This window comes from Salmonirosea aquatica, assembly GCF_009296315.1.
In the GTDB taxonomy this organism is placed as follows: domain Bacteria; phylum Bacteroidota; class Bacteroidia; order Cytophagales; family Spirosomataceae; genus Salmonirosea; species Salmonirosea aquatica.
Genome location: NZ_WHLY01000002.1, coordinates 1,313,352 through 1,332,782, shown reverse-complemented (window position 1 = coordinate 1,332,782; position 19,431 = coordinate 1,313,352). Strand labels below are relative to the sequence as shown.

General features: G+C 54.5%; 16 protein-coding genes. 2 read left to right on the top strand and 14 right to left on the bottom strand.

What is annotated here, in order from left to right:
- Positions 1–24: 24 nt before the first annotated feature.
- From GBK04_RS30395 to GBK04_RS06615, 11 genes are all read right to left on the bottom strand, one after another.
- On the bottom strand, positions 25–975 hold the full coding sequence (locus GBK04_RS30395; protein WP_373330772.1) for a RagB/SusD family nutrient uptake outer membrane protein: 951 nt from the start codon (positions 973–975) through the stop codon (positions 25–27).
- A 4-nt stretch (positions 976–979) separates the two neighbouring features.
- The gene (locus GBK04_RS06655) at positions 980–3,967 is read right to left on the bottom strand and encodes a SusC/RagA family TonB-linked outer membrane protein (protein ID WP_373330771.1); all 2,988 of its coding nucleotides are present in this window, start codon (positions 3,965–3,967) and stop codon (positions 980–982) included.
- Positions 3,964–4,419: an STN domain-containing protein gene (locus GBK04_RS06650; RefSeq protein WP_152757991.1), complete on the bottom strand. Its 456-nt coding sequence runs from the start codon at positions 4,417–4,419 to the stop codon at positions 3,964–3,966. The genes GBK04_RS06655 and GBK04_RS06650 overlap by 4 nt, the downstream gene beginning before the upstream one ends.
- Before the next feature lie 32 nt (positions 4,420–4,451).
- Entirely contained in the window at positions 4,452–5,498 is a 1,047-nt protein-coding gene (locus GBK04_RS06645; RefSeq protein WP_373330770.1) for a FecR family protein, read from the bottom strand.
- 138 nt (positions 5,499–5,636) lie between these two features.
- Positions 5,637–7,079 (bottom strand): sulfatase family protein, encoded by a 1,443-nt coding sequence (locus GBK04_RS06640; RefSeq protein ID WP_152757987.1) that lies wholly within the window; start codon positions 7,077–7,079, stop codon positions 5,637–5,639.
- A 31-nt stretch (positions 7,080–7,110) separates the two neighbouring features.
- The gene (locus tag GBK04_RS06635; protein WP_152757985.1) at positions 7,111–8,514 is read right to left on the bottom strand and encodes a sulfatase family protein; all 1,404 of its coding nucleotides are present in this window, start codon (positions 8,512–8,514) and stop codon (positions 7,111–7,113) included.
- 161 nt (positions 8,515–8,675) lie between these two features.
- A complete protein-coding gene (locus GBK04_RS06630) occupies positions 8,676–9,266 on the bottom strand; it encodes an RNA polymerase sigma factor (protein WP_152757984.1) in 591 nt (196 codons plus the stop codon).
- A 170-nt stretch (positions 9,267–9,436) separates the two neighbouring features.
- A complete protein-coding gene (locus GBK04_RS30390) occupies positions 9,437–9,574 on the bottom strand; it encodes a hypothetical protein (RefSeq protein ID WP_373330769.1) in 138 nt (45 codons plus the stop codon).
- A gap of 115 nt (positions 9,575–9,689) precedes the next feature.
- The gene (locus GBK04_RS06625) at positions 9,690–10,388 is read right to left on the bottom strand and encodes a VIT1/CCC1 transporter family protein (RefSeq protein WP_152757982.1); all 699 of its coding nucleotides are present in this window, start codon (positions 10,386–10,388) and stop codon (positions 9,690–9,692) included.
- 67 nt (positions 10,389–10,455) lie between these two features.
- Positions 10,456–10,881: an EamA family transporter gene (locus GBK04_RS06620; protein WP_152757980.1), complete on the bottom strand. Its 426-nt coding sequence runs from the start codon at positions 10,879–10,881 to the stop codon at positions 10,456–10,458.
- Between the two features lie 220 nt (positions 10,882–11,101).
- A complete protein-coding gene (locus GBK04_RS06615; RefSeq protein ID WP_152757978.1) occupies positions 11,102–13,591 on the bottom strand; it encodes a phosphocholine-specific phospholipase C in 2,490 nt (829 codons plus the stop codon).
- 216 nt (positions 13,592–13,807) lie between these two features.
- On the opposite strand from GBK04_RS06615, the gene GBK04_RS30385 reads away from it, so the two are divergent.
- Both GBK04_RS30385 and GBK04_RS06610 read left to right on the top strand, forming a co-directional pair.
- Positions 13,808–14,080, top strand: coding sequence for a hypothetical protein (locus GBK04_RS30385; protein ID WP_373330768.1), 273 nt, complete (start codon positions 13,808–13,810; stop codon positions 14,078–14,080).
- A 35-nt stretch (positions 14,081–14,115) separates the two neighbouring features.
- On the top strand, positions 14,116–15,222 hold the full coding sequence (locus GBK04_RS06610) for a sialate O-acetylesterase (RefSeq protein WP_373330767.1): 1,107 nt from the start codon (positions 14,116–14,118) through the stop codon (positions 15,220–15,222).
- A 26-nt stretch (positions 15,223–15,248) separates the two neighbouring features.
- Here the strand turns inward: GBK04_RS06610 and GBK04_RS06605 are convergent, their stop codons facing one another.
- From GBK04_RS06605 to GBK04_RS06595, 3 genes are all read right to left on the bottom strand, one after another.
- Complete coding sequence (locus GBK04_RS06605; RefSeq protein ID WP_152757977.1) at positions 15,249–16,661, bottom strand: hypothetical protein; 1,413 nt, start codon at positions 16,659–16,661, stop codon at positions 15,249–15,251.
- 96 nt (positions 16,662–16,757) lie between these two features.
- Entirely contained in the window at positions 16,758–17,831 is a 1,074-nt protein-coding gene (locus GBK04_RS06600) for a glycosyl hydrolase family 95 catalytic domain-containing protein (RefSeq protein ID WP_152757975.1), read from the bottom strand.
- The gene (locus GBK04_RS06595) at positions 17,828–19,426 is read right to left on the bottom strand and encodes a hypothetical protein (protein ID WP_152757973.1); all 1,599 of its coding nucleotides are present in this window, start codon (positions 19,424–19,426) and stop codon (positions 17,828–17,830) included. Before GBK04_RS06595 ends, GBK04_RS06600 begins: the two co-directional genes overlap by 4 nt.
- Between the last annotated feature and the right edge of the window lie 5 nt (positions 19,427–19,431).

The window sequence follows — 19,431 nt, the reverse complement described above, 5'->3', positions numbered from 1 at the left end:
ATCCAAGCCTCGGATCCCGGTTTTTCAGGGGTTCTGGGGGTCTGGCGCCGAACCGTCCAGAGTTTCGTAGGCACTTACCAGATCATCCGTGGGCACGTACCGGGAACCGCGGGTAAAGCTACCCGTCCCGGTACCACAATACTGATCAATGAAGGTACCCTGGGAATTCTCGCCGGAGATGTACTGAATATCAAAAATCACCTCCTTGTTGTTCTCGTTCTCTTGTTTGAAGAGCCCTTCGTAACTCGGGAAAAGCGCATACTTTTTCAGGGCTTCGATCTGGTCGATCACTTCCAGCACCTTATCGTATTTGTTCTGGTACAGATAGGCCCGCATTTTCATCCCCAGGGCAGCCCCTTTATCGGCCCGGCCTACTTCCGGTGCTTTTTCGGACAAATTCTGAATAGCCACATCATAGTCGGCAATCACTTGGTTCCACACTTCATCCTTAGTGGCTCGGCTGAGGTTGCGGGCCTCATTCGCCGTCACGGCTTCCAGAATTAATGGGACGCCCCCGTAGCTGTCCACCAGCAGAGAGTAGGCCAGTCCCCGCAAGAAATGCGCCTCGCCCAGGTATGTAGCTTTGGTTTTATCGGCCAACTCGACCTCCTCGAGGGCACTCATCAGATAATTGGCCCTGAAAACGATGGCGTAGCATCGGGTCCAGCGGAAGGTAATCATCTGCGCATCCTGGGAAGAAAGTTGTCCGTTGCCGATTTTGGCAATGGACGTGTTGCCCCAGTTGAATCCATTGGGAGTGGCGCCGTCCAAGGCTCCAAACCCAAAAAGGCCCTCGTCGTAGATTGATTTTTCCCGCAGCAAGGCATAGACCCCATTCAGAGCCAGTTTTACATCGGCCTCATTCTGGGGGAAATTGGCTTTCGTGATTTTGTCTTCCGGAAATACGTCCAGATACTGGTCTGAACAACCCTGACAGAAAAGTAAGACTAGTAGAAAGATAGGTTTGAGTTTCATGGTCTTAAAAGGTAAGGTTAGCGCCAAATGAAAAAATCCGGGGAACAGGGTACACATTGTATCCCGAATCAAACGTGTTTCTTTCGGGATCGTAGCCCTGGTACTTGCCATTCACCAGCGTGAACACGTTTTGGGCATTCAGGTAAAAATAGGTTCGCTTCAAACCGTATTTGGTGGAAACTTTTTCGGGCAGGGCGTAGCCCAACTGAATGTTCTTGACTTTGATGAAGTCGGCCTTATTGACCCAGAAGGACGATTGCGAATTGTCCCAGGTGCTGTTAAAGCGGACGGCGGGGATGTCCGTATCGGTATTCTGTGGGGTCCAGGCATCGAGCCAGCTGGTAGCGATAACCCGATTCTCGAAGGAAAGGCTGGTAAAATTATTCTGCGTGAACATATTGACCCCCAGAATCCCCTGCATGAGCACGTTCAGATCGAAGCGTTTGTATTTCAGGCTCGGCGACAGGCCAAACGTCAGTTTGGGAATTGTGTTTCCCAACGGTTGCTTGTCCTCGAACCCTAATTTTCCGTCGTTGTTGACGTCTTCAAATTTCAGGTTTCCAGCTTTGGGTTTGAACCCGTTGGCCGACATGTGCTGTAGGGCTTCCTCGTCGGTCTGGTAAATGCCGATGGCCTTGTAGCCGTACAATTCCCGGAAAGAGTACCCCTGCCGAATCAGATACAGCTGGTCCGGAGAGCGGCCGGTCCCGAACCGGGTCACCTGGTTGTCGATGTAAGTAAAATTGAGGCCCATGTTGAAGCCTACCTGATTTTGATCCGAACGCTGGTTGTTGTAGTTGACGATAAATTCGAACCCGTTGTTCTTCATTTGACCTTCGTTCTCGAAGGGGGGCGTTAGTCCACCCAACACCAGCGGAATGGGAAGCTGGACGATGATATTATCGGTGGTCTTCCGGAAGTAGTCGGCTTCCACCGTGATTTTATCGTTGAACAAGCCCATTTCCAGCCCAAAATCCAGAGTAGAGGTGGTTTCCCACGTGATATTTTCATCAATCAGCGAGGTGACCGCCGCTCCCGGCGCCAGCTTGCCTCCGTAATTGTAGCTGAGGTCATTGTTCTGGTTGATGATGGTCAGGTAGGGCCAGTAGTCAGCGATATTCTGGTTGCCGAGTTTACCCCAGGAGGCACGCAGCTTGAGGTTGGAGAGAGCCCGCACATCCTGCATGAAGGCCTCGTCCGAAATGCGCCAGCCGGCCGAAAATCCGGGGAAGATACCCAATCGGTTGCCCTCTTTGAAGCGCGATGAAGCATCGGCCCGCAGATTGGCCTCAAAGAGGTACTTCTGGTCGAAGGCGTAATTCAGTCGTCCGAAATAGGAAAAGATCCGCAACCGGTTCATGTTACCCGTCCCCTGAATACCCGAGGTACCTGCATCGACCTGTGTGAGGCCTTCCTTGGGAGGGCTGGTACGGCGCGCGTACAGGGTCTGGATTTTGTTGGACTCCAGCTGAATACCGGCGATGGCCGAAACTACGTGCCTGGTGCCGAAAGTCTGGTTGTAATTCAGCGTCGAGAACAGGTTCGTGTTCAGGTTCGACGTATGGCCCCGGTTGATTTCCAGACCCTCGCGGTTGTAATTCTTGGTAATGGTCTCGATGCCCGTATCTGTATAGCCAAATACACTCGTATTGTGCCGGTCTACCAGGCTCCAGGTACCGTTGGTGGCGAAGGTGGTCCGGGACGTCAGATTCTTGTTGAATTTGATTTCGGCCGTTGAATTGATCGTGAATACATTGTCCTGGGTTTCAGTCCGCCCGTTGGCGGCGTCAATGAGCGGATTCCGGTTATCGTACAGCAAAGTACCATCGGCCCCGATTGCCTGGACCGAACCAAACCGGCCATCCTCCGTGTAGGGCGCAATGTAGGGGGCCGCGCCTCCCAGCATTTCAAATACCCGGCCCAGCGAACCGTAGGTAATGTCGGCGTAGGGTTCCCGGGAACTCCGGTTGAGGTAGCTCAATCGGCCGATTACCTTGAACCAGTTATTGACATTGGATTCCAGATTGGCCCGAAGACCGTACCGCTGCGAGCTGGTGTTGGGAATCATCCCCTGCTGGTTCAGGTAGTTGAACGAAATGTAGGAGGACGTTTGGGCGGTACCGCCCTTCACCGACACATTATGCTCGTGGATCAGAGCCGGTTTGTACAGTTCCTTAAACCAGTCCGTGTTTGGGTACTTATACTGATTCGTACCGGTATTAAAAGCCGAAATCAACTCGTCGGAAAACAGCTGGCTCCCGCCGTCATTCATCAGCGCCATATTGGTCAGTTTCATGTGTTCGGCGCTGTTATTGATCAAGTCGTAATGCATGCCCAGCGTCTGGACACCTACGTAGGAGTTGATATTCACCTGCGCTTTTTCGTTATTCTTGCCCATCCGGGTTGTGACCAGTACCACTCCGTTAGCCGCTTTGGATCCGAAGATGGCCGCGCTGGCCGCATCTTTCAGTACCGAAATGGATTCAATGTCGGAGGGATTCAACTGGTCAAAGGAGCCTTCCACCCCGTCGATGATGATGAGCGGATTGGAGTTGTTGAGGGTACCCCAGCCCCGCACCCGGATCTGCGCGCCATCGCTGCCGGGCTTTCCTGAGTTCTGGCTCACCCATACCCCCGAGGCGGTACCTCCCAGTGCCTGCGAGGAGTTGGTAATGGGGCGGTTATTGATTTTATCATCGAACTTCACCACGGATATCGCGCCCGTAAGGTTGACTTTCTGCTGACTGCCATAGCCGACCACGACTACCTCGCTGAGCGATTTGCTATCCGTCACCAACTGGATATCGATGGTGCTGCGGTTTCCGGGGTTCAGTTCCTGAGAAACGAAACCCACTGAGCTGAATACCAGCGTCACTTCTTCGTCGGGTATCAGCAGCTCATAGCGCCCGTTGACATCCGTGGAGGTACCCCGGTTGGTCCCTTTCACCACCACATTGACGCCCGGCAGACCTTCGCTCTTCTCGTCGGTCACCTGGCCCGATATCGTGCGGTCCAGCGAAGCCTGCTGCCGGGGGGTACCTTGTTACGCTTCTCGTTGGATTCATCTGGCTTGCCCGGGGCGGCACGTTTGGGTTCACGCGCCCCTTTGTTTCTGGCGATGATGACGAAGGTACGGCCGTCGATTTTTTCATACACCAGACCGTGGGGTTTCAAAATCAAACGCAGGGCCTCTTCCTGGTTGTCAGCTGACCTGAATGTGCCGGTTTTGCCTTCCAGCAGCTGAGCGTCGGCCAGAATGTTGACCCCGTAGTGTGATTCGATTTCAGTCAGTGCCTTTTTTAAGGACTGTACGGTGACCTCCTCACGGACGTTTTCCTTGTTCTGCTCTTCTGTAAGCATCGCTTTGGCCAGGGCCTGGGCGCACCCCGCTTGGACGGTCAGAAGCCAGAGGCCGCCCAGCAGGAAAGTAAAGTTTGTTTTCATCGGTCATTGGAGTTGGTTTAGGAATAAAAAAATTACCGGGATTGGATCAGAATGGCATCATCCCGGACAGTAATGCGCAAGTCAAAGGCTGTGGCAAGCGCCTGAGTAAGGCGGCTGAGGTCATCGTCAGGAATGGTGCCCGTCAGGCGGCGGCTCATCAGGTCTGTATCGGCAAAGGTGACTGTTTTGCCATAGGTGTTCCGGATCGTCTCGGCTACCTCCGAGAGGGGGGTGTTATCGAATACCAACCGGTTTTCCCGCCAGGCATTAAACCGCCGGATGTCCACCCGCTGGCGGTTGAGGGCATGATCCTGCGGGGAGTAGGTTGCCGCCTCACCAGGGGTCAGGTCGAGCAGTGGCTGATGGCTTGCGGTGGCGCGCAGGCGCACTTTACCTGTTTCCAGCACCACCTGCGTGCGCTTGGCCCAATGCTGTACGTTGAATTCGGTACCCACTACTTCGATACCCAAATCTCCCACCCTTACAGTGAACTTAACCGGCCTGCCCGCTACCCTCCGCTTGCTCACGCGAAAATAGGCCTCTCCGTCGAGCGCTACCTCACGATCACCGTTGATCGGCCAATCGGGGGAGTAGCGGAGGGTCGTGTTGGCGTTGAGCATAACCTCCGACCCATCGGGCAGGCGCAGGAGACGTTTTTGTCCATAAGCCGTTTTGATGACAACCTGGTCGGCTTCGGCGTACAAACGCGTCAGGACCCAACCGGCACCGGCCAGGAACAGCAGCGCAACCACCGCGGCGGCCAGCGAGCTTCCCAGCCACCGCGCGCGTCCTGCAAATGGATGGGGTACTTTAAGGTCATGGACAGCGGCTCCCTCAGCATCCATCTGTTCCACAAGCCTGCGAAGTTCGGCCCCCTGGTCGGGTAGGGGTAGGCGGTTCTTCGGACCGTTCAGCAAACGAATCAATTCGGCGGCTTCCTGCACTTCCTGCTCCCGGTGCGGGTTACGGGCCCGCCAATGGGTCCAAAAGGCTACGGCCTCCGAATCGGTACAGAGTACATAGGCCTGGAAGTAGTCATCCAGGACAAAATCAGAAAGGGTATAGCGGTCGTAGGACATGGAGAGCGTAAAAGCACTGAGTCTAGTTGCGGCACGGTAACGGGCAGAAGTCCTGCCCAAAAAAATCAGTAAAGCTTTTGAAAACCATCCCTGGACGACTATCCAGGTACCCAGACGGGGCTGCGCGCTCTGCGGTCGTTATGGCTTCGCGCTGATCCGTTTCTCCAGGTTGCTCTTGGCCGGTTGTGCGGTTTTCAGGTGCTCCTGAACCATCGCTTCTATTTCTTTGATGACCTCAGGGTTTTTGTCCGCTATGTCGTAGCGTTCCGAGGGGTCATGCTGTACATTGTACAACTTCGGGGTGGCCAGTTTTTCAAGCTTTTCAGGGTACCCCAACGGATTGTTGCTGTAATACAGCAGCTTATACGCTCCCTTCCGGGCCGCAAACAGATATTCGTCGTGGTAGTAGTACATTTCTTTCCGGGGGTTCTCCTGTTTTCCCAGCAGCACGCCCGACAGGTCATAGCCGTCATACACGCGGTCGGTGGGTACCGCTACTCCGGCCAGTTTACTGAAGGTCGGGAACACGTCCATCGTACAGCCCATCTGCGAAATCACGGCCGGTTTGATCCGGCCCGGAGCCCAGAAAATGGCCGGTACGCGTACCCCCCCTTCGTAACTGGTACCCTTGGAACCGTAGAGCAGCCCGGCAGAGCCGCCGTGCTCGTTGAAAATAGCCCAGGGTCCATTGTCGGAAGTGAATACCACGTACGTGTTCTTGTCCAGGCCTTGCTGCCGAAGCGTGTTCAGGATCTCGCCCACGCTCCAGTCGATTTCTTCAATGACATCGCCGTACAGGCCCCGTTCACTTTTATCCTTGAAATCCGGTGAAACAAAGAGGGGTACGTGCGGTAACGAGTGCGCCATGTACAGGAAAAAAGGCTTGTTTTTACTCTCCCGGATAATTTTTAGAGCTTCGGCGGTGTAGCGCTTGACGATGGTATGCTGATCGGCAGGGCGCTCCACCTCCACGGTATTGCGGAGGAGGGGTACCTGAAAGTATTCAATTTTGGGATGCAGGAAAGCTTCCTTCGAATCCACATTATTGACGCGGTCCATGTCGTTGCTGTACGGAATGCCAAAATAGGAATCGAAGCCGTGGCTGGTGGGCAGGTAGGCGGGTAGGTGTCCCAGGTGCCACTTGCCAATGGCAGCGGTGCGGTAGCCCTTCTGTTTCAGTTGCTTGGCAATAGTGATTTCGGTCTCGGGAAGGCCTCCATCCGAGTCTGGAAACAGCACACGACGCTTGTGGCTGTACATGCCATTGCGAATGGGAAGCCGGCCCGTCATTAAGGCAGCTCTTGAAGGGGTACATACGTTGGCCGCTACGTAGAAACTGGTCCATTTTTGTCCTTCGGCGGCCATGCGATCCAGGTTCGGTGTCCGTATAGTCGGGTGGCCGAAGCAACCCAGATCGCCGTAGCCCTGGTCGTCGGTAAAAATGATGATGAAATTAGGCTGACCGGACTTACCCTGTGCTTGTGCCGGGTACCCTCGGGAAAGTGCAACGAGCGAAAGAAGGGCGAGCCAGAGGATAGACGAACGGGCAGAGTGCGCAAAATGGGTTGTAAAATGGAGCATGGATTTAGGAATAAGTAATACGTAAAAGGATTCAGGGATGGGTCGGGGACTGCCAGGGTACCCGGCCGCCTTGCTGAATATGCTGCATCAGGAGCGCGTTCAGCTTCTTATATTGATCAGGATGTTCCTGTCTGATATTGTGCTTTTCCAAAGGATCATTTTTAAGATTGTACAGTTCCATGGCTTCAAAAGGCGTATTCTTGACCAGCTTCCAGTCTCCCTGCCGCATGGCGTAGCTGCACTGTCCCCCGTATTCGGTTCCTCCCTCACGACGGGTAAAATACAGCGGCCGGTTAGGTTCGTCCGCCGGCGTTTGTCCCAGCAGGGTAGGCAGAAAACTCCTTCCTTCCAGAGTAGGACCGGGTGTGACCCCGGCTGCCTCCAGCAGGGTTGGGAAAAGGTCCATGGTCAGGTTCACCTGCGGCGAGATGGCATCTGGCTTGATCCTGCCGGGCCAGACAAGGGCGGTAGGGACGCGGAGACCCCCTTCATACATACTCTGCTTGCCGTCGCGGGTAGGACCGTTGTTGGCCAGGCTGGGCAGGTGGCCTCCATTATCGCTGGTGAATACAATCAGGGTATTGTCATACTGTCCCGTCGCTTTCAGGGCGGCGATTACCTTTCCGATTCCGTCGTCCAGATGCTCGATGAGGGCTACCAACTCGGCTCGTTTTGGCTCGATACCCGGCTCACGGGTCTGCACCCGCTTGAGCCAGTCGGCCGGGGGCTGAACAGGAAAGTGGGGGGCGTTGTAGGCCAGGTAGAGGAAAAAAGGGTGGGCCGTAGCCGACTGTTTAGTTTTGGCGTGATTTGACACATAATCCACGGCCCACTGGGTAAACAGGTCGGTGGCGTGTCCGGCGGGATCAATGGTTTTTGCGTTGTCACGCATGTAGTTGATCCCGTGCCGACGGTGCTTCCAGTAGTCGTCCATCATATCGCCCAGCCAGCCCTCGAAGGTATCGAAGCCCCGCTCATTAGGCAGATTGGGCGACTCCAATCCCAGGTGCCACTTCCCAATGATTGCGGTCTGGTACCCGGCTTTCTTGAGAAGAGACGGTAAGGTAGTGGCTTGGGGATCGAGGTACCCCCAGCTGTTTTCGGGATGGGTTCGGATGACGCCCGGTACCCCCACGAAATCCTGATAGCGGCCGGTGAGCAGGGCAGCCCGGGTTGGAGAGCAGACCGGACAATTGGCGTAGAAATTGTCAAACCGCATACCTGATTTGGCTAACTGATCCATATGGGGCGTTTTGATATCCTGAGTCCCGTAGTAGGAAACATCATGGTACCCCTGATCATCGGTCAGTATGACGAGAATATTGGGTTGGGAAGCAGCCGGGATTTGCCGGGGAGCGCTTCCGGAAAGGAAACCAATCAACAGAATAAGAAGGCACGGCACGGTCGCCGAAGCACCTGAACGTAGAGTATTCATAGGGGCCGATGGGTTCTCGCCGGAACAATTTATGAAAGGTAAGGTCCCGGTTTTCGATAGCAACACGGGGGATCGCCGATCATCTACCCAAAAAAAATGAAAAATTTCTTGAGTCGCCCGGACCACTCATTCTCTCCGGCGGAAAAAAGCATCGGAAGGTGCTACTGGACGCTCAACAGCAACAGCAGGAAGAAGTTGTCACGCAGGGCCTGCACCGAACGGTAGAGCAGGTTATAAACCGATTGGTCGGAAAGCCCCATGATCTGAGCGATCTGATAGGGTTCGAAATCCTCGAAATAGCGAAGGTGGATGGCTTCACGTTGCCGCCGGGTAAGCTGGTTGAGAGCCCGTGTGAGCCGCTGCCGCTGTTCCTGGTCAATCTGTTGGGAAATGAGGAAATCTTCGTGGGAAAAAATGACATCAAGACGGTCTTCATCCGCGGGATTCCAGATTCTGTACCGCCTGGTACCCTCCCGAAGCGCGTCGATGATGCTCCGGCGCAAAGCCTTGCACAGGTAGGGCGTTACTTCCACGACCGCACCCACGGCATCCCGTCGGTGCCATAGTTTCAGAAACAGTTCCTGAATACAGTCCTTGACTAGATCTTCGCAGCCGTACAACCGGTGCCCGTAGCGGTACAGGGTATCGTACTGATTGAGAAACAGATCAGCCAGTGCCTGCTGATCACCCCGTCGGAAGGCCTCCCACTGTTTGAGGGATTCCTTTGTTTTCGGGATGGGGTTTCTGACCATGAGAAAGGCTTGTTACGGGCTGGGTCGGAGATTGTGGCTCTTAAAACTTTTGAAAAGCAGGCACCGATGTACCGCCCAGGTTCCACCACCGGGCTGGTCATGTCAAAAAATTGAGACGAATGCTTTGGAAAGTTGTATAATAACAGGATCTACTTCTTTTGCCGGGTGATTCACACGGAGAATTCTTCTTCACTATCCAGTTCATGCAGGTACTTGTCTCCTGGTGGGGCAAGCCGGAATCCAGTGGGTACGGCGTAAACCGCCAGAGCGGTGCGCGGCTGAAATTCTTGGTTGTACAGCCTTAGCATGAAGGGTCAAAACCGCTAACTTTTCAATTGGAAGGTAGGGTACCTTAACTTCTATTTAAAGTTCATACTGAATATCTTAAGAAAGTTCGGACGCCAGACTCTCTGTTTTAGCCGTTCATACCGCACTGTTCAGGAACCGGGCTACCAAAAAGGCGGCGGCCGCCGCGATGACGCCTACGATCAACACCTTAAAAGCACCCTGGATAGGGGGCTGCCCGGTAGCTCTGCTTTTGAAGTAGCCAAAAACAAACAGGCATATGATTGTTAAAACCGACGAAACCATTAGGCCCTGCATGGGTAGGTCGGTGAAGAAATATCCCAGCAAAGGCACAAATCCGCCCACTACGTAAGCTCCGCCGATGGTAAGGGCGCTATTGCGGGCGCGGTTGAGGGAAGGGCGTTCCAGGCCCAGCTCGAACTTCATCATGAAGTCCACCCATTGGTCCTTGTCTTTGGCCAGTTCTTCCACAATTTGCTTTTGGGAGTCCACGCTCAGGCCGTAGCCAGCGAAAATCTCCCGGATTTCTTCCTTCTCTTTCTCGGGAACCGCCTCCACTTCGTCGTACTCGCGTTTCAGTTCGGAGTCATAATGTTCGATTTCGGTTTTGCCCGCCAGGTAGCCGCCCAGCCCCATGGCGATGGACCCCGCCACGATTTCGGCGATACCCGCCGTGAGGATGATACCGTTGGAAGCCACCGCTCCGCTCAGGCCCGCCGCGAGCGCGAAGGGTACGGTCAGGCCGTCGGACAGGCCGATGACGGTGTCGGTAATGAAGTCGGAATTGCGGAGGTGTTGTTCCTGATGCTTATTCAAGGGGAGAAGTGGTAAGGGGTAGGTTAATCATTAACTAGTTCGGATGAGATTGCCGTGGCTTCATTTATTATTTCCAGACCAGTACCAGCAGGCCGGCAAAGACCAGGGCGGCGCCGAGAAGCACTTTTCCGGTGACGGGCTCCCGCAACAGAATGAAGGAGAGCATCAGGGTAACGACAATGCTGGCTTTGTCGATGGATGCTACGTAGGATACCGGCCCTTCTTTCATGGCGCGGTAGTAGAACACCCACGAGATGGTGGTACACAACCCAGAAAACGCAAGCAGCCACAAGTCGCGTGAGGCAGAATGACGGATCTCAGTGAAGGCGTTTTTAAATAGAAACGCATTGACCGTCACCAGGGTGAATACCACCGCCGTGCGCACGGCCAGGGCGGAGTCACTGCTCATGTTGCTCATACCGAATTTGGCCACCACCGATGTCAGGCCCGCGAAGACCATTGAGATCAGAGCGTATACCATCCATTTTTCCATAGAATCCGATAGCCGAAGCCGTTGAAAGTAGAATCAAAAGTCGAGGAAAATGGTGGTATCTACCCGCCCGTTCCGGTGAAGATTTAACGTCGGTACATGACCAGAGGCGTCGTCAATCCTTTTTGTAAAGATACGTGCAATCCGCCACAAAACGACGCAGTGGCACCTTAGTACATAACGGGAACAGGCGAGCCTTCCTGTCGATTCCTATAACTCTACCCTAGGCAAGCTGCGGGTCGCTCCAGCCGTTTCGGCCCGTTTCCACGCGGCCCGCATAGCGCTGCTCAAAGGCATCGACGCCTTCGACGGTCACACTGAAATCGTACCAATTGGCGCTCTTGCTCAAATCCAGCTCGATGGACTTCCCGGCGCCCTTTTCCGACTTTTTGGGTAGCAGGTAGGTTTGGGGCTGAGCTCCATAGGCCCGGTCGATAATCCGAATTTTTTGGGAATTTTCCGGGTCCAGGTTTTTTATATTCACCACGACCTGGCCCGTGAATTCTGCCCGACGGTTGCGGGGGTAGGTACAGGTAATTTCCAAAGCGGGATTTTGGCTTCCGCCCCGGAATTCGCGATAAAAGCCGTTGGGGCCATAGACCTGCAGGTGGTACCCCTCCCGCCAGTAATCTTTCAGGGAAGTCCCGGCGGCTACTGTATAGGAACGGATTTGTACGCCATTTTCCGAATGCTGGTACACCTGGAAAGGCGCGCCTAAAGCCTTTTTGCCAAAGGTCTCGTTGCGTGCGGCGAAGGTCAACTCAAAGCCTTCGGGGCGCATGACGCCATCCACATAGAGCTCGTAGGGAAGGGCGCAGGAAGGCCGGGTACCGGGCTCCTGGGCTACCAATGCCCGGACGGCTTTGGGATCGGTCCTGTGGCGGGCGATTTCTTCGGCGGAGAGTTTCCGGTAGCCCGTAGGTACCTGCTTGAACTGGGCCTGGTGAATGGAGGCGATGAAGGGCTCACGTTCCACGTAGGCCAGGGGCTCCATCCGTTCGCCCTGTTCGGGCCGGAACACCGAGGTCAGGTCGCCGCAGACCGTCCGTCGCCAGCTGCTGATGTTTTTTTCTTCAAGGGGTACCTGCTTTTTATGACTCAGGAAATGCTCGAGAAATTGCAGCACCGACGTGTGGTCGAACACTTCGGAGCAGACGTACCCCCCGCGACTCCACGGAGAGGCCACCACCAGGGGTACCCTGAAGCCCAGGCCCACCGGCCCGGTGCGCCCGCCATTCTTCCGCTGGCTTTCCTGGGCGGCGGTCACGAATTCGCCCCGGGTGTCGAGGTCGGGGCTGTTGAGGCCGGTTTCAGGCTGGTCAGGATGGGCAGGCACGAAGGGCGGTACGTGGTCGAAATAGCCGTCGTTCTCATCATAAGCCAGAATGAAAATGGTTTTTTTCCAAACCTCCGGATTCTTAGTCAGGATGTCCATGACCTCCGAAATATACCAGGCTCCGTACCAGGGGGCACCGGGGTGGTCGGAGAAATTTTCGGGTGCCACCAGCCACGACACGGTGGGTAAGGCCTGATTTTCCACGTCGGACCGGAATTGGTGGAGTACATCGCCCTGGGGAATGTTCACCTGCCTTTCCTGGGTACCATCCCGGTAGGTCATGGGCGTCAGCTTCCGGTAGTCCGGATCGCCGGTGTTGGTGGTGAAAGCTTTGCGGTGCAGGTTCCTCGCAGGCTCGGGCAGAGCTTCAAATTTTTCCGGAGCATAACGGACCAGGTCTTCCTCCACCATTTTCAACCACGCCTTCTCCTGAGCCAGTTTCTTTTGCGCCGGGGCGTAGGCGGGGTCATTCTGCGCCAGGGAGTTCAGCTTTTTCTCAAGCGCCGTGATCCGTTCGGGAAGTACCTTCGCCTCCTGGGTTATGTGGGCGTAGTAGGCAGGATGAAACCGTACCCGATATTGGGAAAACCACTCGATGGGATTGTCGGTAAAATTACTCAGCCAGCCCTCCTCCTCGTTGCCAAGTCCGGTCGAAAGACTGATTTCGTTCTGGTAGATGCGCCACGAAATGCCGGCTTTTTCCAGCCGTTCGGGAAACGTGGTCCAATCGGCTTCATCGTCATAATCCACGTTTTCGTTACGCACGTTGGCGATAGCTTCGGGGTTAGCCGGATCGCGCACGGTACCCGTCCACAGAAACAGGCGGTTGGGGGTGGTACCCGTCAGGGAAGAACAGAAATTCTGATCGCAAACCGTAAAGGCATCGGCCAGGGCGTAGTAGAAGGGCAAATCCTCGCGGGTATAGTACCCCAAGGTAAGCGGCATGGCAGCGTACTCTTTTCGGCCCGATTTCTTCGCTTCCAGCCAGCCGTCCATCTTGCCCCCGTTGCGGGCATCCACCTGATTTTCCCAGGAGTGGGGAAGGGAGCTCATCCAGGTGGATTTGGTGTCTTTGATATTCAACCGGAAGGGGGCGTAGGTTTCGTTCGCGGCGTTGGTTTGCAGCCACACCTTGTTTTGATTGGGTAGCGCCACCGCCCTTGGGTCGTTGAATCCCCGCACACCGCGCAGGGTACCGAAAGTATGATCGAAGGAACGGTTTTCCTGCATCAAGATCACGACATGCTCGGCATCCAGGTAGGTGGAGCCGGGCGCGGGCGCGATGGCGTAGGCTTTTTGGATCGAATCGGGCAGAATTCCGGCAAATCCTGTGGAAAGCAGGGCGGCTTTCTTGAGAAAATCTCGTCTAGAGTTCATAAGGGTACCTTGTAGCATCGGGCCTTGTGCCTGACCCGGGCGGGTAAAAATAGCCATAAAAAGCGTTTTCCAGCCTTTTTTCTGATAATACCGCTAGGGTAAGGAAGTGATTTGATCGGTAAATCTCCGATTCTGATACAAATTACTACCAAACAACCGGGTATAGCGTGGTATCCCTTCCGATCTTTAGTATGTTAACTTTTTATGAAATTTTCTATGAACACTTATCTGAAGGTACTTTTCGCATATTTGCTGTGTGCTGTTCATCCCTACCTTGCTTTGGGCAAAATCACGCTGCCCTCCCTGGTAGGCGACAATATGGTATTGCAACAGAAAACCGACGTTTCGCTCTGGGGAAAGGCCAAAGTCCGAGCAACCGTGGAGGTCATCCCTTCGTGGAATAACAAAAAGTACACGACCCAGGCTGCTGCGGATGGCTCCTGGCGGCTTAAGGTACCTACCCCACAGCGGGCGGACCCTATACCATAGCGCTGAGTGACGGGGAAAAACTCATCCTCAACAATGTGTTGATCGGGGAAGTGTGGGTATGTTCGGGCCAATCCAACATGAGCATGCCCATGATCGGCTATAAAAACCAGCCCATTAAGGATTCCAACGCCGAGCTGCTGCTTTCCAGCAATCCCAATCTCCGCCTCTTTACGGTAAGCCGGAATGCCGTCCGGACTCCCCAGGACGATTGCGTGGGCAAATGGGAGGTATCTTCCCCGGGCGTCGCCCGCGTGTTCAGTGCCATAGGCTATGAATTCGGGACGATTTTGGAACAAAGTCTGCATGTACCCATCGGCATCATTCATTCTTCCTGGGGAGGTACGCCGATCGAAGCCTGGATCAGTGAGGAAAGCCTGAAGCCGTTTCCGCACGCCAAAATCATCCCTCCCTCCGATACTAGCCAGGTACTTCCCCGGAATCCGGCTTCGCTTTACAACGGGATGATCCACCCCCTGGAGAATTACGGAATCCGGGGTTTCCTTTGGTACCAGGGCGAGGCCAACACGGCATCCTATGCCCGGTACGACAGTCTGATGAAAGGTATGATTACCGACTGGCGCACGCGATGGAACCAGGACAATGCACCCTTTTACTATGTGCAGCTGGCCCCCTACAAATACCCCAATAACCAGAATTATTCACCCTACCTGCGGGAAGCCCAGCTACGCGTTATGCAGCAAGTGCCCGGCGTAGGCATGGCCGTGGCCCTGGATGTGGGCGAAGAAAACTACATCCATCCCCCCAATAAGGCGGATGTCAGCAAACGGCTGGCTTACTGGGCGCTGGCGAAAACCTACGGGTGGGAAGGATTGGCTTACTCCGGCCCGGTGTACGAAGGAATGAAGATTGATGGGAATAAGATTCAGTTGACCTTTTCGTTTTCCGCCGGTGGATTGACCAGCTTTGGAAAAGAGTTGTCAGGGTTTGAGGTAGCTGGCGACGATAGGGTTTTTTATCCCGCCGAGGCCACGATCAATCCGGCTGGGGTGGTCGTTATGAGCGCGCAGGTACCCAAGCCGGTGGCGGCCCGCTATGCGTTCAAGGACTGGGTGGTCGGGTCGCTCTACAATGTGGAGGGACTTCCCGCATCTTCCTTCCGCACGGATGACTGGAAAAAGTAGATTTGGTAAATCAGAGAAATTGGGAGTCAATCCAGCAGCCGGACATTGTACTGTCGTGGACCTGGAAGGTACCCTTTGAAAGCTTTGGGTCTGAGGGGCGCAGGCGTATAGATATACACCTGACTGTCCCAGGGATTGTATAGTACCACCTCCTCACGGGTATCGCCGCACACGTCGGCAGGTACGCAATGGTACCAACCCTGCCGGAAACTACCCACGGGAGCGGGCAGATCGGCAAAGACACCGTGGGCTTTCCCCTGGCCGTTCCACAGCATACCGCCATTGTAAAGGTAGGCTGGCTGATCGATGCCGTCCCAGAAGACCGCATCCATACCCGTGTTGTTGGGCGATTCATTGATCTTAAACTTTCGGATGACTTGGCCTTCCCGGCCTACCAGCATAATATCGGGCTCGTGACCGTTGTAGCGGATCATCATTTGCGGGCCGGGTGTGGCGTCATCGAAATGGGCCACCCGTAGTTCCTGGCCGTGGGGGACAATTTTTTCGCCCAAAGCCAGAATGGCATTACCCTTTTCGTCCATCACGTGGCCGAAACCGGAGCAGAAAGCCCTTTTTTTCTTAGGATCGTCCCAGTAGTCGATGACTACCGCATCCATGTTTTTGCCCAACTTCTTTTCCCACAACGGCTGGCCATCAGAGCCCAGAACATAGTACCCTCCGTTGATTTCATCGCGGCCGTCGTTATTCATATCCCCCACGGTGGGTACGTAAGCCGGGCAGTTGGCGTAGGTATCCCACTCGCTTTGGTAGGTCCAAAGTACCTGCAGCTGGTTGTCAAATGCCATGATTTTCTTCCCCAGTTTGATGATAAAATCCTGCGGAGTTTTCCGCCCGCGCAGGTTAGCGATCAGGATGCGCTGGTGCACCCAATTGGGCCCTTCGCCCCGGCTGGAAGTCAGTTCCGGCGGACTCGCTTGTCTTTTGACCGTACCTGTTGCCCCGTCGAGAATCTGTACGGTTATGTTTTCCATGCTATGGGAATCCACAGATTCGGCCGCTTGCACGAAAAAGGTAATGACCTCATTTTTTCCGTCGCCGTCAATGTCAAAAATGGCTACCGGGCCGGGACGATTCGGCTGAAGGCCGCCTTCGCCTTTGTGCCATAACGCCCGACCTTCCTGATCAAAAGCACCCAGAAAGCACGGCTGCACGGCTCCGCCATCCACGGAATTCAGGGCCCTGTACACCAGAAAATCGACCTGTCCGTTACCCGTCAGGTCGCCCATTCTGATGTCCCCTCCGAAGGTCAGACTATCTTGGGTGGTCAGAAAGGATTTGGGAATGGTAATTTTTTGGTACAGGATGGGGGTACCTTTCCTGACTTCCGTTGACTCGGTTTGGGGTGTGAAGTCCAGGGTACGCATTCCGGCGCAAAGCAGTACTGAAAAAAGGACAGCGCTAAATAAGTACTGCGGCATGGTCTGAGGTTGTTAAAGTACAGTGGGCGTCTCGAATCAGACTTTTACTTTTTAGCGAAGAACCGCCAACCGATTTCAGCTGCCTCCACGCAAGGTCTAGTAGGCAGCAGGGAAAATGGAATAGGTACCTCCTGCTTCGGCGGCAAAAGAGAATCCTTGTTGGGTGGCACCATCAAAAACGGGCGTCAATTTTTTGCCGGTTCTAATATTTTGGATGACCAGGTTTTTCGTGGTCCAGGGATTCACAATATGGCAGGGAATGCTGCGCCGGGCGCTCACCTCAAGGAAAGTGACCTGACCTTCCCGAAGCTCGGACGACACCTCGAATCCCCCGCTAGCCAGCAGTTTTCTGAACCCAATGGTAAAGTCCTCGGGCACGCACGGGTACAGGTGGATTCGTCCGCTGCGGGAATTCAGCAGCCGCTCGGGTTCCAGCCAGCAGGCGTTTACGTGGTCCAGGTAAGTATTCAAGATGCGGTTGCCGTCGGAGCTGGGTTTCATTTGCCGCAGCATTTTCTGGTGTTGCCAGCGCGCCGTGGTACCCACATAGCTATATAGTTGGTCTTTGGCCTGACCCAACAGATGGTAGGTGAAGTTCTTGTCCCACACGACAGGATCATGAAAGCGAGCCGACCGCAACGCAATAGCCGTATCGGCCGGGCTTGAATCCAGATTCACTTCGTTGGTCAGCGTGACGGGTGCCATCATGCCGCTGATTTTGGCTAGACAACCGATCGAGTAATCCTGTTCCAAAGGGTCGCCCGCCACCGGCATCCATACCGGTCCGCTAGCGGTTATTTTTTGGGGATAAGGCGGCAGCTCTTTACTCAATGCAATCCACTGCGCCCGAAGGTCCTGATCTACCCCCAGTACCGCAGCTGCTTCGGCGGCTTTCAGGAAAGTCCAGCGGAACATGGCGATGGAGGTGGTAGCGTCGCGATTATACTTAAATCGGTAATTGAATACCCACCGCTCCTGAGGGATGGTAGGTACAATATGGTAGCTGCCGTCTTCATCCCGGGTAATAAATTCAGTATAAAAAATCGCCAGATCCTTCATGACCGGATAGACTTTCTCCCGCAAAAAATCCGTGTCACCTTCGTAGTCCCACACATCCCAGATGTACTTGAGAAGCTGGGCGGGCATGTCCATCGAAAGTTCGTAGATCAAATGCGAATGGGGGTAGGTATCGGTTTTGATGGGGGCAGGTACCCATGCCCCACGTAAAGCCCCGGCAAGTCGAACACCTCCCAGGCATTTTTCCGGGCTGTTTCATGCCACATGCCGATGAGTTTGACATAGTAGTTCAGCAAATCGGTTCGGTTGGCCACCGCCAGAGGGGTCGACATGAAAAGTTCGTTGTAACAGGGAAGGGCATGCCAGGGGGCGGCGTCGAGTTCTAGTAAAGAGTACCCTTTGGCCTGCGCTTCATAGCGCGTGGGATCGGGGCTGGTGAGGGAATGATCGTACATCCAGCTATAGTAATTACCTGGCATGACCGCCTTGACATCCTCACTATTCCCGGTAAAAATCCGGCCTTTTTCGCGCTGGTTGTAGAGCGATGTGTACCAGGCTTCGTTTTGGGTCGTGAGTCCGGCGAAACCTGCTTTCTGAGCAGACAATAGTCGTTTTTTTGCCTCGGCCAATAGGTTTTGCGCATCGTTAGTGGTAACGACCGTGATGTAGGCTGTAAATTGATGCCCTCTCTGCTTTGGGAAAGTGGCTATGGCGGCGGCACCCGTGGAATCTCTGACATACTTGGAAAGCGATCCGCTGGATTGGGGTAGGGTACTTACGCCTTTTGCTCCTTCCACCGTTTCTATGCTGTATTCCTCGCCGTCGATCAATCCGACCAGCAGGTATTCAAAGCCTTCGAGATAGGTTTTTTCGGCGGGCATTTTCTGTTTAATCCAGAAAAATTTTCCTTCCCGTCCGCTCTCGGGAGGGTCGAGGCGCTGATTCCAGGCAGAATCTGCCGTTACATCGTAGCCTCGGTAGTGCTTGTTCTTCAACATCGGCAGATTCGCGGGATCGTAGGTATCCCGATGCCGGGAAAAACGTAGCTTCAGGTCTTGGTCAAGATTTTTAAAATCGCCCCGAATGGCGATGACGTTCTGCTCCATCATGACCAGGTAGTTCAGTTTTCCCTGCGCAGTACCTTGTGCTAAATTCACCTCAGTCAGTCCATTGTGCATCCGGGTGGTAGCGGTGGGTTGATCCGCCGCTTTGAAATCATCGGCCAGTATTGCTACCTGACCGACCGGTTTAATGCAGGGGAAGGGATACACACGCCAGGAGGCGTAGGGATCGACCCAATTTCCCTCGGGCGTCGGATAAAATGAGGTGGTAAATCCCAGTGGGTCGGAGTTGTCGGCATTGACTGGTGAAAAGTACCCGGCTTTCATTTCAGCCAGCGTTACCGTGGTATCGTGGCCCATCCGCCGGTCCCAAACATCGTTTTTGTTGATGCTTAGTGTAAGCTGATCGGGTGGTCCCCACAGGGCAATGGTCATTTTAGGATTGCTCAGATTGGGCGTACCGTCCGATTCGGTCATGCCCATGGGTTGGGGGTTTGTCCTGCTAACGGCATACTGAAGTGAACACTCCCGCGCCACCGTAGCCAAAGGTACCTCGGAATTCCACAGTTTTGGGGTGTGTTCCAGCAAGGCACTGCGGGGAGCCGTAGGTTTCTGGCAGGAGGTGAGCCATAAACCCGCCATCAGGCATCCCGTTTTCAGCACGGCTAATAAATGAATATTTGGCATTATTG

Excerpts from the sequence above, each read along its gene's own strand:
- GBK04_RS30395 (WP_373330772.1), bottom strand. The coding sequence starts at position 975 with ATGAAACTCAAACCTATCTTTCTACTAGTCTTACTTTTCTGTCAGGGT.
- GBK04_RS06650 (WP_152757991.1), bottom strand. The coding sequence starts at position 4,419 with ATGAAAACAAACTTTACTTTCCTGCTGGGCGGCCTCTGGCTTCTGACC.
- GBK04_RS06645 (WP_373330770.1), bottom strand. The coding sequence starts at position 5,498 with ATGTCCTACGACCGCTATACCCTTTCTGATTTTGTCCTGGATGACTAC.
- GBK04_RS06640 (WP_152757987.1), bottom strand. The coding sequence starts at position 7,079 with ATGCTCCATTTTACAACCCATTTTGCGCACTCTGCCCGTTCGTCTATC.
- GBK04_RS06635 (WP_152757985.1), bottom strand. The coding sequence starts at position 8,514 with ATGAATACTCTACGTTCAGGTGCTTCGGCGACCGTGCCGTGCCTTCTT.
- GBK04_RS06630 (WP_152757984.1), bottom strand. The coding sequence starts at position 9,266 with ATGGTCAGAAACCCCATCCCGAAAACAAAGGAATCCCTCAAACAGTGG.
- GBK04_RS30390 (WP_373330769.1), bottom strand. The coding sequence starts at position 9,574 with ATGCTAAGGCTGTACAACCAAGAATTTCAGCCGCGCACCGCTCTGGCG.
- GBK04_RS06620 (WP_152757980.1), bottom strand. The coding sequence starts at position 10,881 with ATGGAAAAATGGATGGTATACGCTCTGATCTCAATGGTCTTCGCGGGC.
- GBK04_RS06615 (WP_152757978.1), bottom strand. The coding sequence starts at position 13,591 with ATGAACTCTAGACGAGATTTTCTCAAGAAAGCCGCCCTGCTTTCCACA.
- GBK04_RS30385 (WP_373330768.1), top strand. The coding sequence starts at position 13,808 with ATGAACACTTATCTGAAGGTACTTTTCGCATATTTGCTGTGTGCTGTT.
- GBK04_RS06605 (WP_152757977.1), bottom strand. The coding sequence starts at position 16,661 with ATGCCGCAGTACTTATTTAGCGCTGTCCTTTTTTCAGTACTGCTTTGC.
- GBK04_RS06595 (WP_152757973.1), bottom strand. The coding sequence starts at position 19,426 with ATGCCAAATATTCATTTATTAGCCGTGCTGAAAACGGGATGCCTGATG.